The organism is Alphaproteobacteria bacterium, assembly GCA_017308135.1.
Lineage (GTDB): Bacteria > Pseudomonadota > Alphaproteobacteria > CACIAM-22H2 > CACIAM-22H2 > Tagaea.
This window is the reverse complement of the sequence record JAFKFM010000015.1, coordinates 16675-30050: the sequence shown is the minus strand read 5'-3', so window position 1 is coordinate 30050 and position 13376 is coordinate 16675. Positions and strand designations below refer to the sequence as shown.

Below are 13376 nucleotides of genomic sequence, written 5' to 3'. Positions count from 1 at the left end.
CCACGGGTCAAGGTGGGTCGAAGTAAGGTTAGTTGATGAGTCACCCGATCCGGCTGTTTTTTGAAATTCTGGGCACGCTGGCGGCCTTGCTGCTGGTGGGCGCCGGGCTGTTGCTTTGGCGGCTCTCGGCCGGGCCGATCGCCGTGCCCTTCGTCACGCCCATTTTGGAGGCCGCTTTGGCGGCCGACGACAGCAGCTACGACGTCGATGTGGGCGAGACCTGGATCGATTGGTCGGGGCTCAACCAATCGATGGAGTTGCGCATCGTCGACACGGTGGTGCGCGACCGCCAAGGCAAGGAACTCGTTTCGATCCCGCTCGCCTGGCTGCGCCTTTCCGCGCGCCGGCTGCTGGTGGGCGAGGTGCAGCCCGAAGCGGTGCGCATCGAAGGCTTGCATCTGCGCTTGGCGCGCGACGCCAACGGCGATATCCGCTTGCAGGAAAGCGACGCCAATGACGCGCCCGTTTCCGAGGGCGGGGTGCTCGGCTTTTTGCTGGGCGAATTGTCCGGCCCGCCCGATCCCGACAAGATGCTCGGTCTGCTGTCGCGCGTCACGCTGACCGGCACGCGGATCGACGTCGAGGACGCGTTGACCGGGCTGTCCGTCTCGCTGGTCGGCGCGCAAGCGGAAGCCGCGCGCGACGATCGCGGCATCGCGTTGTCGGCGTCGCTGCCCTTGCAGGTCGGCGCGCAGCGCATTCCGGTGACGGTGCGCGCCCGCTATGTCGTGCAAAACGAGGAGATCCGCCTCGCCGCCGATATCCCCGGCGTGTGGCTGCCGGGCCTCGCCGATCTCGATCCGCGCCTTGCCCTGTTGAAGGGGCTGCGCATGCGCCCCGATATCGGCCTGGATGCCATCGTCGGCGGCGGGCGTATCGAGCAAGGGCGTTTGACCTTGCGCGCGCGCGACGCGGTGCTGGCCGATCCCGCGTGGTTCGCGCGCGAAGTGGCGGTGCGCGAGATCGCGCTGGAGACGAATGTCTCCGCCGATTTCGCCAAGATCGCGATCGAGAAATTCGAGATCGATATGGGCGCGCCGACGATCCGCGTGACAGGCACGGCCGACGATTTTCTGCGCAAGCCCGCGATCAAGTTGCGCGCGGAAATCGCCGGGCTCGACGCCAAGCGCCTCGTCGAATTGTGGCCCCATGCGGCGCCGGAGAATCCGAAGATCTGGATCGCCGACAGCATTCCCCAGGCGCGCGTGCCCGCGGGCGTGGCGGAATTGGAGATGTCGGCGAAGGACGCGTCGTTCGCGGGCTTCGCGCTCGACAAGTTCCGCCTGACCTTCGACGTGCGCGACGCGACGGTCGAATTCCTGAAAGGCTTGCCGCCGGTGCGCAACGCGTCGGCGAGTGCGGTGATGGATACGCGCCGCCTCGATTTCAAAATCGCGGCGGGCGAGGTCGGCGAGATCAAAGTTCAGGGTGGCACCGTGTCGCTGACCGGCCTCGACAAGGCGGATCAAGCGGCACAGATCGATTTGAACATGACCACGCCGGTACGCGCGGCGATGCGGCTGATCGATATGCCCCCGCTCGGCTTCCTCAAACGTATTGGCGAGGATCCGGAAGGTTACGACGGCAACGGCACGGTGAAGCTCGAGATCGGTTTTCCGCTCGAAGCCAATTTGAAACTCGATCAGGTCAAAGTGCGTGCCGAAGCCCGCGCGACCGAGTTCTTCGCGGCGAAAGCCGTCAAGGATCAGCCGATCGAGCACGGCGATTTCAACATCGTCGTCGACGAGAACGGCATGGATCTGAAGGGGCTCGGCCTTGCGGGCGGGTCGCCGGCCGAGATCGCGTATCGGCGCGAATTTTCCGACAAGGCCGATCCGGTCGAGCGCGCGACCGCCAAGGGCACCGCTTCGCCCGAAACCCAAGCGCGCTTCAATCTCGATTTTCCGGCCTATCTCGACGGGCCGATCGACGTGGATGTGGCGATGGTCGCCTATCGCGACGGGCGGCGCCTGATCGATCTCGGGCTCGACCTCGCCAACACGACCGTCAAAGTGCCGGAACTCGAGTGGTTGCGCGCACCCGGCAAGAAGTTGAACGCGAAGATGCGCCTGGTGCTGCGTCGCGACACGCTGGTCGAATTGCAAGGCATCGATGCGGCGGGCGAGGGCATCGCCGTTCGCGGGCGCGTCGGCATGGACGCCGACGGCCGCACGATCCGCGAGGTGGATTTCTCGCGCGCTTTGCTCGACGGGCGGATGGATCTCGAAAATCTGCGCGTGCGCCGCGATCCGAAAGCGGCGGACGGGCGCGGCAGCGATCGCTACGAGGCGAGGGGCAAGTTCCTCGACGTCGAACCCTTCCTCAAAGACAAATCGCCGCCCGATCCCAATCGCGCCGATTTCGGGCTGCGCGGGGAGTTCGAGCGCTTGATGCTGGGCACGGGGCGCGAATTGCGCGCGGCGTCGATCGACGGGCAGCGCGGTCAGCGTTTGTGGGAACGTTTGCGCCTGTCGGCGCAGCTCGATCCCAGCACGCCTTTGCCCGCGGGCGCGCAGGCGGCTTCCGTGCCGTTTCAATTCGATCTCGATCCCGATGCCGACGGCATGCAGCGCCTGGCGGCGAGTTCGCCCGATGCGGGCGCGGTGTTGAAGGCGCTCGACATTACGCCGAACATGGTCGGCGGGCGCTTGGTCGCGCGCGGCAAGACCGATCCGGCACGCCCCGATCAGGCGATCGCGGGCACGCTGGCGATCGAGAATTTCCGCCTGGTCAACGCGCCGGTGATGGCGAAGCTTCTATCGGTGACGTTGCTGACCGGCGTGCTCGATTCCTTGCGCGGCGAGGGGATCGGCTTTAGCCGTCTCGACACCGATTTCGCCTGGGCCGACCCGAAAATCGAAATCAAGGATCTGCGCATGCATGGCGCGTCGATCGGCTTCACGGCGAACGGCGTCGTGGATCTCGAAACCGATCAGATCGACGTCGCGGGCACGATCGTGCCCGCCTATGCGGTCAATTCGATCTTGGGCAATATTCCGCTGCTCGGCGATCTGCTCGCGGGCCAGCGCGGCGGCGGTATCTTCGCGGCGAATTATACCGCCAAGGGTCCGGCCGCCGACGCCGATGTGCGGATCAATCCGCTGTCCACTTTGGCGCCCGGTTTCCTGCGCCGCTTGTTCGGCGTGTTCGGCGGCGCCAATGCGCCCGCCCCCGCGACCGGTACGACGGAGAACGCGCCGCCGCCCGCCCCCATCGATCCGTTCGATCCGCGCGGCGGCCAGCCCGGCCGCGATTGAGGTCCCCCCCCCAACGAAAAACGGCCCCGGATTTCTCCGGGGCCGTCTTCGTTTCGAACCCTTGCGGGCGCGCCGGTTAGACCGAGTAGTACATCTCGAACTCGATCGGGTGCGGCGTGTGTTCGAAGGCGTAGATTTCTTCGAACTTCAGGTCGATATACGATTCGATGAAGTCTTCCGTGAAGACGCCGCCGGCCGTGAGGAAGGCGTTGTCCTTCTGCAGGGCCATCATCGCTTCGCGCAGCGAACCGCACACCGTCGGGACCTTCTTCAGTTCCGCCGGGGGCAGGTCATACAGGTTCTTGTCCATGGCATCGCCCGGATGGATCTTGTTCTTGATGCCATCGAGGCCGGCCATCAGCATCGCGGCGAAGCCGAGATACGGGTTGGCCGACGGATCGGGGAAGCGCACTTCGACGCGCTTGGCCTTGGGGCCGGCGCCGAACGGGATGCGGCACGACGCCGAACGGTTGCGCGCCGAGTAGGCGAGCAGCACGGGCGCTTCGAAGCCCGGGATCAAGCGCTTGTACGAGTTCGTCGACGCGTTGGTGAACGCGTTGATCGCCTTGGCGTGTTTGATGATGCCGCCGATGTAGAACAGCGCCGTTTCAGAGAGGTCCGCGTAGCCGTTGCCGGCGAAGAGCGGCTTGCCCTTCTTCCAGATCGACTGGTGGACGTGCATGCCCGAACCGTTGTCGCCCTTGATGGGCTTGGGCATGAAGGTCGCCGTCTTGCCGTACTGGGCGGCGACGTTATGGACGACGTACTTGTAGATCTGGCACTGGTCGGCGGCCTTCACCATCGTGGTGAACTTGGCGCCGAGCTCGTGCTGCGAGGGCGCCACTTCGTGGTGGTGCTTCTCGATGTCGAGACCCATGTCCTTCATGATCGTCAGCATCTCGGCGCGCAGGTCCGATTCCTGATCGACCGGCGGAACCGGGAAGTAGCCGCCCTTGATCTTCGGGCGATGGCCGAGATTGCCGTCCGGATAGACCTTGTCGGTCACGTACGGGCCTTCGATCGAATCGATTTCGACCGAGGTCTTGTTCATCGACACCTTGAAGCGGACGTCGTCGAACACGAAGAATTCGATTTCGGGGCCGAAATAGGCCGTGTCGCCGATGCCCGTTTCCTTGACGTAGGCTTCGGCCTTCTTGGCGATGCCGCGCGGGTCGCGGTTATAGGGCTGGCCGGTGCCCGGCTCGTAGATGTCGCACATGATCGTCATCGACGGCTGGGCCGCGAACGGATCCATCACGGCGGTCGTCGGATCGGGGATCAGCGTCATGTCGGATTCGTTGATCGCCTTCCAGCCGGCGATCGACGAGCCGTCGAACATCAGGCCTTCTTCGAAGGTCTCTTCGGTGATCGTCTCGACCGCATGGGCGAGGTGCTGCAGCTTGCCGCGCGGATCGGTGAAGCGCAGGTCGACATATTTGCAGCCGTTGTCCTTGATCTTTTTCAGGACTGTCTTGGGATCCGACATAGTCTTCTTCCTGTGGTTTGCCCGGCGGTCCCTACCGCCGGGCGGGTTGAAACGTTCGATCAGACGGCGTCAGCGCCGCGCTCACCGGTGCGGATGCGGACGACTTCTTCGATGGTGGAGACGAAAATCTTGCCGTCGCCGATGCGGCCCGTATGGGCGGCGCGCTGGATCGCTTCGATCGCGCGCTCGACCATATTGTCCTCGAGCACGACTTCGAGCTTCACCTTGGGCAGGAAGTCGACGACGTATTCGGCGCCGCGATAAAGCTCGGTATGGCCCTTCTGCCGGCCGAAGCCTTTGGCCTCGACGACCGTGATGCCCTTCAGGCCGATTTCGTTGAGCGCGTCCTTCACCTCGTCGAGCTTGAAGGGCTTGATGATCGCTTCGATCTTTTTCATGAGGTTCAGGACGCTGCTAAGTTGGAGAGAAGGTACGTGAGTGCGACGAATTCCCGGGGGATGCCCGGCACGTGTTCCCTACAAAGCACGGGGCGTGCCAGGACCGGTGGAAAATCGACGGCGCGGACTCACGGATTCGCGATCGGCCGCCCAGAAAAGCGGCCGAATTTCGTTCAAAAAATAGGCAATTTGCCCATTCATTGAGCTGCCTTGGTGCCGGTGCGCGCCAAAGTTTCCCGAATGCGGCGCATCGCCTCGCGGATGTTCTCCACCGAATTGGCGTAGGAGAAGCGCAGATAGCCATCGCCATGCGCGCCGAAGGCCGTACCCGACAGCACAGCCACGCCGGCCTGTTCCAGGAACAGGGTTTCGGCGGCACGGCTATCCATGCCCGTGCCCTTGATATTGGGGAAGGCGTAGAAGGCGCCGCCGGGTTCGACGCACGAGATACCCGGTATGGCGTTCAACTCGTCGACGATCACGCGACGGCGCTCGGCGAAAGCGGCGACCATTTTGTGGACGGCGTCCTGCGGCCCGTCGAGGGCGGCCATGCCGGCGAACTGCGCCGAGGCGTTGACGCAGGAATGGCAGTTGATCGCCAGACGCTCGGCCTGCGCCACGATCGATTTGGGCCACACGGAGTAGCCCATGCGCCAGCCGGTCATCGCATAGGTCTTCGACCAGCCGTCGAGCAGGATCAGGCGGTCGCGGATCGACGGATAGGACAGCAGGGAAACATGCTCGCGGCCGTCATAGGTCATCTGGCCGTAGATCTCGTCCGACATGATCGCGACATGCGGATGTTTGGCGAGGCCCGCGACCAGCTTGTCGATTTCCGCCTTCGGCGACACGCCGCCCGTGGGATTGGCGGGCGAGTTGACGATCAGCAAGCGCGTGCGCGGCGTGATGCGCGACAGCACGTCGTCGGCGGTGAAGGCGAAGCCGTTCTTTTCCAGAAGCGGCAGCGGGACGGGCGTGGCGCCCGAAAATTTGATGACGCTTTCGTAGATCGGGAAGCCGGGATTCGGATAGACGATCTCCGCCCCCGGCTCGCCGAACATCATGATCGCGAAGAACATCGTGACCTTGCCGCCGGGCACGATCAGCACGTTGCCGGGATCGATCTCCACCTTCAGGCGCTTGTGGATGTCGCGGGCGACGGATTCGCGCAAGGGCAGGATGCCGTTGGCGGGGGTGTAGCCGTGATGGCCGTCGCGCAGGGCCTTCACGGCCGCCTCGACGATATGTTCGGGGGTGACGAAATCCGGCTGCCCGATGCCCAGATTGACGATCGACTTGCCCTTGGCTTCCAACGCCTTGGCGCGGGCCAGCACTTCGAACGCGGTTTCGGTGCCAAGGCGCGACATGCGCTCGGCCAATTGCATGGACATGGGGCCTCCCTCGAACTTTCTGGGCCACTGGGTAGCATGTCCACCCGTCCGTCGGTAAGCCTTGCGTTGCGGGGGCGGGGGGGCTAAAAACCGCCCCGCTGTGGCGGGCGTAGCTCAGCTGGTAGAGCACTCGGTTGTGGTCCGAGTTGTCGCGGGTTCGAGCCCCGTCGCTCGCCCCAGCCTTCCCACCGGTTCCGCCGGTCGGGAAGAAGAATTGCGGTGGCATTCACGAAAAAGGGCCGTGCAGTTGCCCCTTTTCGCGTGGGGGGCCTACACTCCGCCGCGATCATGCCGCCCCGTCCGCCAAAATACGCGAAAGTCGCGCAAGCCGATCTCGACGCGGCCATCAAGCTGCACGAGCGGCTTGTGGCCAAGCAGACCGGCGGCAAGCGTTTGGCCTATCCATTCCACACGCTCGAGCGTTTGGTCTTCGCCAACAAAAACATCGCCGAAGCCGAGTTCGTCGGCAGCCGGATGGAAGAGGCGGATTTCCAAGGCGCCAAGCTCGAACGCGCGAATTTCTTCGGCGCGAATCTGACGCGCGCGAATTTCCGCGGCGCCGATTTGCAACGCGCCGATCTGCGCGGCGCGAGTTTGAAGGGCGCCAATCTGGAAAACGCGAATTTGCGTCAGGCCGATATCCGCGACGGCTTCATCATCGTGCCCGACGACAACGGCAATTTCGATTTCGCCAGCGCGCAGCGCCGCTCGGCCGAAATCGACGACGCGTCGTTCAGCCGCGCCAACCTGACCGAAGCCAAAGTCGCGCGCGCTTTCGGCCGGCGCACCGATCTGTCCAACGCGATCATGCGCAACGCCAATCTGGCCGGCGCGGATTTCTCGAATTCGGACCTCACCGGCGTGGTGCTGACCGGCGCGGATTTGACCGAGACCAATCTTTCGAACTGCATTTTGCAAGGCGCGGTGTTGGCCGGCGCCTTCCTCAACAACACCAATCTCGACGGCGCCGATCTCACGGCCGCGCAGTTCTCGAAAAAGGATTTCGAGAAGTCCGACACCAGCAAGGCGATCCTGCCCAAATCGCTCGACGATATCGGGATGAAGCTGGGCGAGATCGTGCTGAACCATTTCGACTGGCTGCAAACCGCCGGCGCCAAGGGCGCGCAAGCCGTGCTCGATTCCGTCGATCTGACCGGGATCGACGCCAAGGGCGTGAATTTCTCGGCGGCACGGATGAAGCGGACGACGCTGATCGACGCCAAGCTCGACAGCGCCAAATTCCAGATGACCGATATGACGGGCTCCAATCTCGCCGGTGCGCAGCTGGAATCGGCGGATTTACGCGGCGCCACGCTCGACAAATGCATCCTCAACGGTGCGGATTTGTCGAACGCGGATTTGACGTCGATGCCGCTGCCCACGACCGCGACGGGTAGCTGGCCCACGCGTATGCGCGGCGCCCAGCTGCATCGCGCGAATTTGCGTGGCGCCAAGCTCGCGGTGTGCGATTTTTCGGAATCGATCATGCGGCAGGCGGATTTCCGCGGCGCCGATTTGACCGATTGCAAATTCACCGATTGCGACGTGACCGGCGCGGATTTCCGCGACGCCAAAATCGACGGTGCGGATTTCCGCGGCGCCATCGGCCGCATCTAGGAGAATACGTCAAAATGCCCAAGCTGCTCGGTATCGCGGGTTCGTTGCGCGCCAAATCCTTCAATCGCATGCTTCTCGCCTATGCCGCCAGAACGGCGCCGGAAGGGACGACGATCGAGACTTTCGATCTGAAGCCGATCCCGTTCTTCGATCAGGATGTCGAAGCGCAAGGCTATCCCGACGCGGTCGCCAAGCTGCATGCGGCGGTGGGCGCCGCGGACGGCGTGCTGATCGCCACGCCCGAATATAATTCCGGCATTCCCGGCGTGTTGAAGAACGCGCTCGATTGGATGTCGCGCCCGCCGGGCAAGTCGACTTGCGCCGGCAAGCCGGTCGCGGTGATGGGCACGGGGCCGGGCATGTCGGGCACGTTGCGCGCGCAAACCTCGATCCTGCCGGTGCTGACCGGCATGGGCATGTTGCCGCTGGTCGGCGCCAATACGACCGTGCCGAACGCCGGCGCGGTGTTCGACGCCGAGGGCAATCTGACCGACGAGCGCGCGAAGTCGACGCTCGCCAATCAGCTCAAAGCCTTCGCCGCCTGGATCGAACGCCTGAAGCGTTAAGCGATGAACTTGATCTCGCGCACCAGCTTGTCGCGGATCGCGTCGCGGAAATCGGTGTAGTCGCGGGCGGGCACGACGAAGGCGCCGGGTCCGCCGACGACATAAAGCCGGTAATAGGCGTCGAGATCGGGCTCCTCGTTGAGGATCGGCAGACCGTTGATCGCGATCCCGGCGGCCAGCGCGTCTTCGCGCGCGGCCAGCACGTTGCGCCCTTGGTTCGAAGCGCCGTCGCCCGACACGTCGATCACCAGCCGCCCGGCTTGGTAGGGGCAGGCGTTCAGCGCGTCGTAGGCGAAGTCGAGCGCGTCGCCGATCGCCGTGGCGCCGCCGATCACCAAGCGCGGCGCCATTTCGCATTCCTTGGCGTATTGCTCCAGCGCTTCAGGGGCCGCGATGCGGCACCAATCCATGTTGATCGTGTGCGTCTTCGCGTTGGCGAATTCGAACATCGCAACGGCGATGGCGCCGACCCGGCCCGATCCGATCGCGTCCGCGACCGACGGGTGGCGGAACGCGGCGGCATAGCCTTCCATCTGCAAATAGAACTCGTCCATCGACACCGAGCTTGAGGAATCGATGGCCAGCACCAGCGCCACATCCACGGGATGGGACGCGGCCTGGGCCCGGGCGGGCAGGGCGGCCGATGCGAGGCCGGCGGCGATGAAGTTGCGGCGATTCATGGGGCGGGAGAAATACGCCCCCAATATGGCATGATCGGGGCGATGACGACGATATTACCCAGTTGCGCTGAAATGGCGGCGATCGACCGCGCGTCGGTCGGAGCGGGCGTGCCAAGCCTGCGCTTGATGGAAAACGCCGGGGCGGCGGTCGCGCGGCATCTGGGCGCGCGGTTCAAGCGCGGCCCGGTCGCCGTGTTGTGCGGGCCGGGCAATAACGGCGGCGACGGATTCGTCGTTGCGCGGCATTTGTTCGACGCGGGCTGGCCCGTCCGTGTCGGCCTGCTGGGCGAGCGCGCCGCCTTGCGCGGCGACGCGGCGGCGATGGCGGCACTTTGTCCGGTGGAGATCGAGACGATCGCCCCCGATTTGATCGAACATGCGGGCCTAATCGTCGATGCGTTGTTCGGCGCCGGTTTGTCGCGGGATTTGGACGGGGCGGCCCTCACCCTCGTGCGCGTGCTCGACCATCGCGCCACGCCGATCGTCGCGATCGATGTGCCCAGCGGCGTGTCCGGCGATACGGGCGAAGTGAAGGGCGGGGCGGCGAAAGCCGACCTCACCGTCACGTTCCATCGCCCCAAGCCCGGCCATTTGCTGTTGCCCGGGCGCGAACTCTGCGGCGAACTCGTCGTCGCCGATATCGGTATTCCCGCGGCGGTGCATGAACAGGTGAAGGTCGAAACCTTCGCCAACACGCCCGAACTCTGGCGCGCGGCGCTGCCGATCCCCGGCGCGCAAACCCATAAATACGACCGTGGCCATGCGCTGATCGTCGGCGGCGGCGAATTGACCGGGGCGGCGCGCCTTGCCAGCGAGGCGTGTTTGCGCGCCGGTGCCGGCCTCGTCACGCTGGCGGCACCCGATGTTGTCACCGATATGCTGCGCGTCGCGTCGCCCGCCGCCGTGGTGGTGCGCGATCTTCGCGGATTCGACGAATTGCTCGCCGACAAGCGCCGCAATGTCGTTCTGCTCGGTCCCGGCAACGGCGCCGACGATGCGTGCCGGGCGCGCATCGAAGCGGTGCGCAAGGCGGGGCGCGCTTGCGTGCTCGATGCCGATGCGCTGCGCGTTTTGTCGCCGCTGGATATTCGCCTGACGCGCGATTTCGTCGTCACGCCGCATGACGGCGAATTCGTGCGGATGTTCCCCGATCTCACGCAAGGCGACCGGCTGACGCGCGCGCGGACCGGTGCCGCGCGGTCGGGCGCCATCGTCGTGTTGAAGGGGGCGGATACGGTCGTCGCCCATCCCGACGGGCGCGCGGCGATCGCGGCCAACGCGCCGCCGTGGCTGGCGACCGCCGGATCGGGCGACGTGCTCGCCGGCACGATTTCCGGGCTGATTGCACAAGGAATGGACGAATTCTTTGCGGCCTGTGCGGGCGTGTGGTTCCACGGCGATGCCGCGTCCATTCACGGGCCGGGCTTGATCGCCGACGATCTTCCGCTTCGCATTTCGCAATCGCTGGCGCCGTTTCTCCGCGCGGCGAACGGGTTAAAAAATTCTTCGACGAAATTACCGCGAGACGGTAGCTAAACGCCGCGAACCGCAACGTTTCGTCCGATCCGCGACAATCGCGCTCTTGTGCTTGTCGGGGGCGCGGCTCATTTAAATCGCATGGACCATCCTCTGTTCGTGGCGACGTGTTCCGTGCTCGGCGCCGAGCATGCGGCCGCCCGTGCTTTGGCGCGCGCGGTGCAATCCGACGATTCCGGCGATTGGCTGCTCGCCAAGGAATTGCTGTCGTCGCTGCCCGACGCGCAGTGGGCGGCGATCAAGTTCTGCCTGCAATCGACGCCGCCCGACGACGGTGCTTTGGCGCATTAGTTCCGCCATAATTTCGCCGCTTGCCTCGCCCCGTGGCCCGCGCGACACTTTCGGGCGATGAGCGAAACGCGCGTCCCGAATTCCTTCGTCGCCCGTCTGAAAGAGGCGTGGCGGGATCTATCCTCCACCGCCCGCGCGGCGGTCGGCGGCACGCGCACGCCGCATCCCGATTTGTCCGACGACGATCTGGAGCCGTTGCGCGCGCGCATGCGCGATTGCCTGGAAGGCAAAGGCGGCGAGGCGAGCGCGCGTCAGCGCGCGGTCGAGCTCGGGCGGCTTTATCTTGATTTGTCGCAGACCGGGCGCAAACGCTTCATGTCGCTGATCGCGACCGAATTCGATTTCGACCGCGCGGCGGCGGAGAAAGCGGCGGCGGCCGCCCTCGCGGCCTGGAAAAACGGCACGCCCGCATCGCGCGCGAAGGCCGAGATCGCGTTGAAGCGTTCGCTGGAAGCGCCGCGCGCGCGATTGCTCCAGCAATTTTCCGCCTTGCCCGAAGGCGTGAAATTCCTGGTCGATCGCCGCGCCGAATTGCTCGACTGGTCGCGCGAGATGCCCGAACTCGCCGGGCTCGAAGCCGATCTCAAGGATCTGCTGGTCGCGTGGTTCGATTTGGGTTTCCTCGAACTGCGCCGCATCACCTGGGAAAGCCCGGCGGCTTTGCTCGAGAAGCTCGCCGAATACGAAGCCGTCCACGCGGTGCGCGATTGGAACGATCTTAAAAACCGGCTCGACGGCGACCGGCGCTATTTCGCCTTCTTCCATCCGCGCATGAAGCTGGAGCCGCTGATCTTCGTCGAAGTGGCGCTGGTCAAGGGCCTCGCGGGCGACGTGCAAGCGCTGCTCGACGAGAACGCGCCGCTGGGCGATCCGCGCGCCGCCGATACGGCGATTTTCTATTCGATCACGAACGCCCAAAGGGGCCTCGCCGGGATTTCGTTCGGCGGCTTCCTCATCAAGCGCGTCGTCGCCGAGTTGCAGGGCGCGTTCCCCAATCTCAAAACCTTCGCGACGTTGTCGCCGGTCCCCGGTTTCCGCAAATGGCTCGACCGGCAATTCGCGGATGGCGCCAAGGGATTGCTGACGCGCGAGGAGCGCGGCGGCCTGGCGGCCGCGTTGAAGGGCGACGTGGACAGCCCCGTGGCGAAGGGCGATCTCAAACGCGTGCTCGCCGACGATTCGTGGGCCACGAACAGGAATCTCGCAAAGGCGATGGAAGCGCCGCTATCGCGCGCCTGCGCCGTCTATCTCACCAAGGCCAAACGCAACGACGGGCGTGCCCTCGACCCCGTCGCGCATTTCCATCTGTCGAACGGCGCGCGGTTGGAGCGCGTCAATTGGCGCGCAGATCTATCGCCCAACGGATTGCGCCAATCCGCCGGCTTGATGGTCAATTATCTCTACAGCCTCGCGGAAATCGAAACGAACCACGAGGCCTATGCGACCGACGGCACGATCGCGACGTCGTCTTCGGTGCGCGGGCTGGTCAAGGCAGCCGCGACGAAGTGACGCTGGGCATCTTCATCGCGTCCGATTAGCTTCGCGACCTATGAACATCCTCAAGACCATCCGCTTCGTCGCGCTGGGCGCCATCGTCGGTCTCGGCGCCTTCTGGGCACATCAATTCTGGCTGTCGGGGCATGCGCCCGATCCGGCGACGTTGGCCGGCGATGCGATCGGCGGGCCCTACGAGCTGATCGACCAAAACGGCGCCGCACGCCGCGACACGGATTTTCGCGGCAAGTTCGTGATGATCTATTTCGGCTTCACCTTCTGTCCGGATGCGTGCCCGACCGCGCTGCTGGGCATGGCTCAAGCGCTCGACGATATCGGCCCGCTCGCCGAACGCGTGCAGCCGATCTTCGTCACCGTCGACCCCGATCGCGACACGGTCGCGCAGATGAAGTCTTACGTCGAAGCGGTCGATCCGCGTTTGATCGGGTTGACCGGTTCGGCCGCGCAAGTCGCGTCGGCCGCGAAGGCGTATCGCGTGTTCTATCGCAAGGTCACGCCGCCGGGGACGAGCGACTATCTGATGGATCACACGTCGCTGATCTATCTGATGGGGCCGGACGGCAAGTATCTCGACCATTTCAGCCACGAAACGCCGCCCGACAAAATCGCCGAGCGGCTTCGCCGCCGTGTTCGATAGAA

At 64.9% G+C, this 13376-nt stretch carries 11 protein-coding genes and 1 tRNA gene; 8 read left to right on the top strand and 4 right to left on the bottom strand.

Features of this window, described 5'->3' with window-relative positions:
- Positions 1-35 precede the first annotated feature (35 nt).
- The gene (locus tag J0H39_24375; protein MBN9499897.1) at positions 36-3257 is read left to right on the top strand and encodes an AsmA-like C-terminal domain-containing protein; all 3222 of its coding nucleotides are present in this window, start codon (positions 36-38) and stop codon (positions 3255-3257) included.
- 76 nt (positions 3258-3333) lie between these two features.
- Here the strand turns inward: J0H39_24375 and glnA are convergent, their stop codons facing one another.
- From glnA to J0H39_24360, 3 genes are all read right to left on the bottom strand, one after another.
- Complete coding sequence (gene glnA, locus J0H39_24370; protein MBN9499896.1) at positions 3334-4743, bottom strand: type I glutamate--ammonia ligase; 1410 nt, start codon at positions 4741-4743, stop codon at positions 3334-3336.
- A gap of 59 nt (positions 4744-4802) precedes the next feature.
- On the bottom strand, positions 4803-5141 hold the full coding sequence (locus J0H39_24365; GenBank protein MBN9499895.1) for a P-II family nitrogen regulator: 339 nt from the start codon (positions 5139-5141) through the stop codon (positions 4803-4805).
- Between the two features lie 197 nt (positions 5142-5338).
- Positions 5339-6532 carry a pyridoxal phosphate-dependent aminotransferase gene (locus J0H39_24360; protein MBN9499894.1) on the bottom strand — a complete coding sequence of 398 codons (1194 nt, stop codon included), beginning with the start codon at positions 6530-6532 and terminating at the stop codon, positions 5339-5341.
- 103 nt (positions 6533-6635) lie between these two features.
- Between J0H39_24360 and J0H39_24355 the strand changes: the two genes are divergently transcribed.
- The 3 genes from J0H39_24355 (at position 6636) to J0H39_24345 (ending at position 8715) form a co-directional block, all read left to right on the top strand.
- A tRNA-His gene (locus J0H39_24355) sits at positions 6636-6711 on the top strand.
- Positions 6712-6820: 109 nt separating this feature from the next.
- Positions 6821-8149, top strand: coding sequence for a pentapeptide repeat-containing protein (locus J0H39_24350; protein ID MBN9499893.1), 1329 nt, complete (start codon positions 6821-6823; stop codon positions 8147-8149).
- 14 nt (positions 8150-8163) lie between these two features.
- Positions 8164-8715 carry an NAD(P)H-dependent oxidoreductase gene (locus J0H39_24345; GenBank protein ID MBN9499892.1) on the top strand — a complete coding sequence of 184 codons (552 nt, stop codon included), beginning with the start codon at positions 8164-8166 and terminating at the stop codon, positions 8713-8715.
- On the opposite strand, the gene J0H39_24340 is transcribed toward J0H39_24345, so the two are convergent.
- On the bottom strand, positions 8712-9395 hold the full coding sequence (locus J0H39_24340; protein MBN9499891.1) for a DUF1194 domain-containing protein: 684 nt from the start codon (positions 9393-9395) through the stop codon (positions 8712-8714). The two genes, J0H39_24345 and J0H39_24340, sit on opposite strands and share 4 nt — an antisense overlap.
- Before the next feature lie 42 nt (positions 9396-9437).
- On the opposite strand from J0H39_24340, the gene J0H39_24335 reads away from it, so the two are divergent.
- From J0H39_24335 to J0H39_24320, 4 genes are all read left to right on the top strand, one after another.
- Positions 9438-10931, top strand: a complete 1494-nt coding sequence (locus J0H39_24335) for an NAD(P)H-hydrate dehydratase (protein ID MBN9499890.1) — start codon at positions 9438-9440, stop codon at positions 10929-10931.
- A gap of 81 nt (positions 10932-11012) precedes the next feature.
- Positions 11013-11222 carry a hypothetical protein gene (locus J0H39_24330; GenBank protein MBN9499889.1) on the top strand — a complete coding sequence of 70 codons (210 nt, stop codon included), beginning with the start codon at positions 11013-11015 and terminating at the stop codon, positions 11220-11222.
- Between the two features lie 57 nt (positions 11223-11279).
- Positions 11280-12731, top strand: a complete 1452-nt coding sequence (locus tag J0H39_24325; protein MBN9499888.1) for a malonyl-CoA decarboxylase — start codon at positions 11280-11282, stop codon at positions 12729-12731.
- 40 nt (positions 12732-12771) lie between these two features.
- Positions 12772-13374 (top strand): SCO family protein, encoded by a 603-nt coding sequence (locus J0H39_24320; GenBank protein MBN9499887.1) that lies wholly within the window; start codon positions 12772-12774, stop codon positions 13372-13374.
- Positions 13375-13376: the final 2 nt, after the last annotated feature.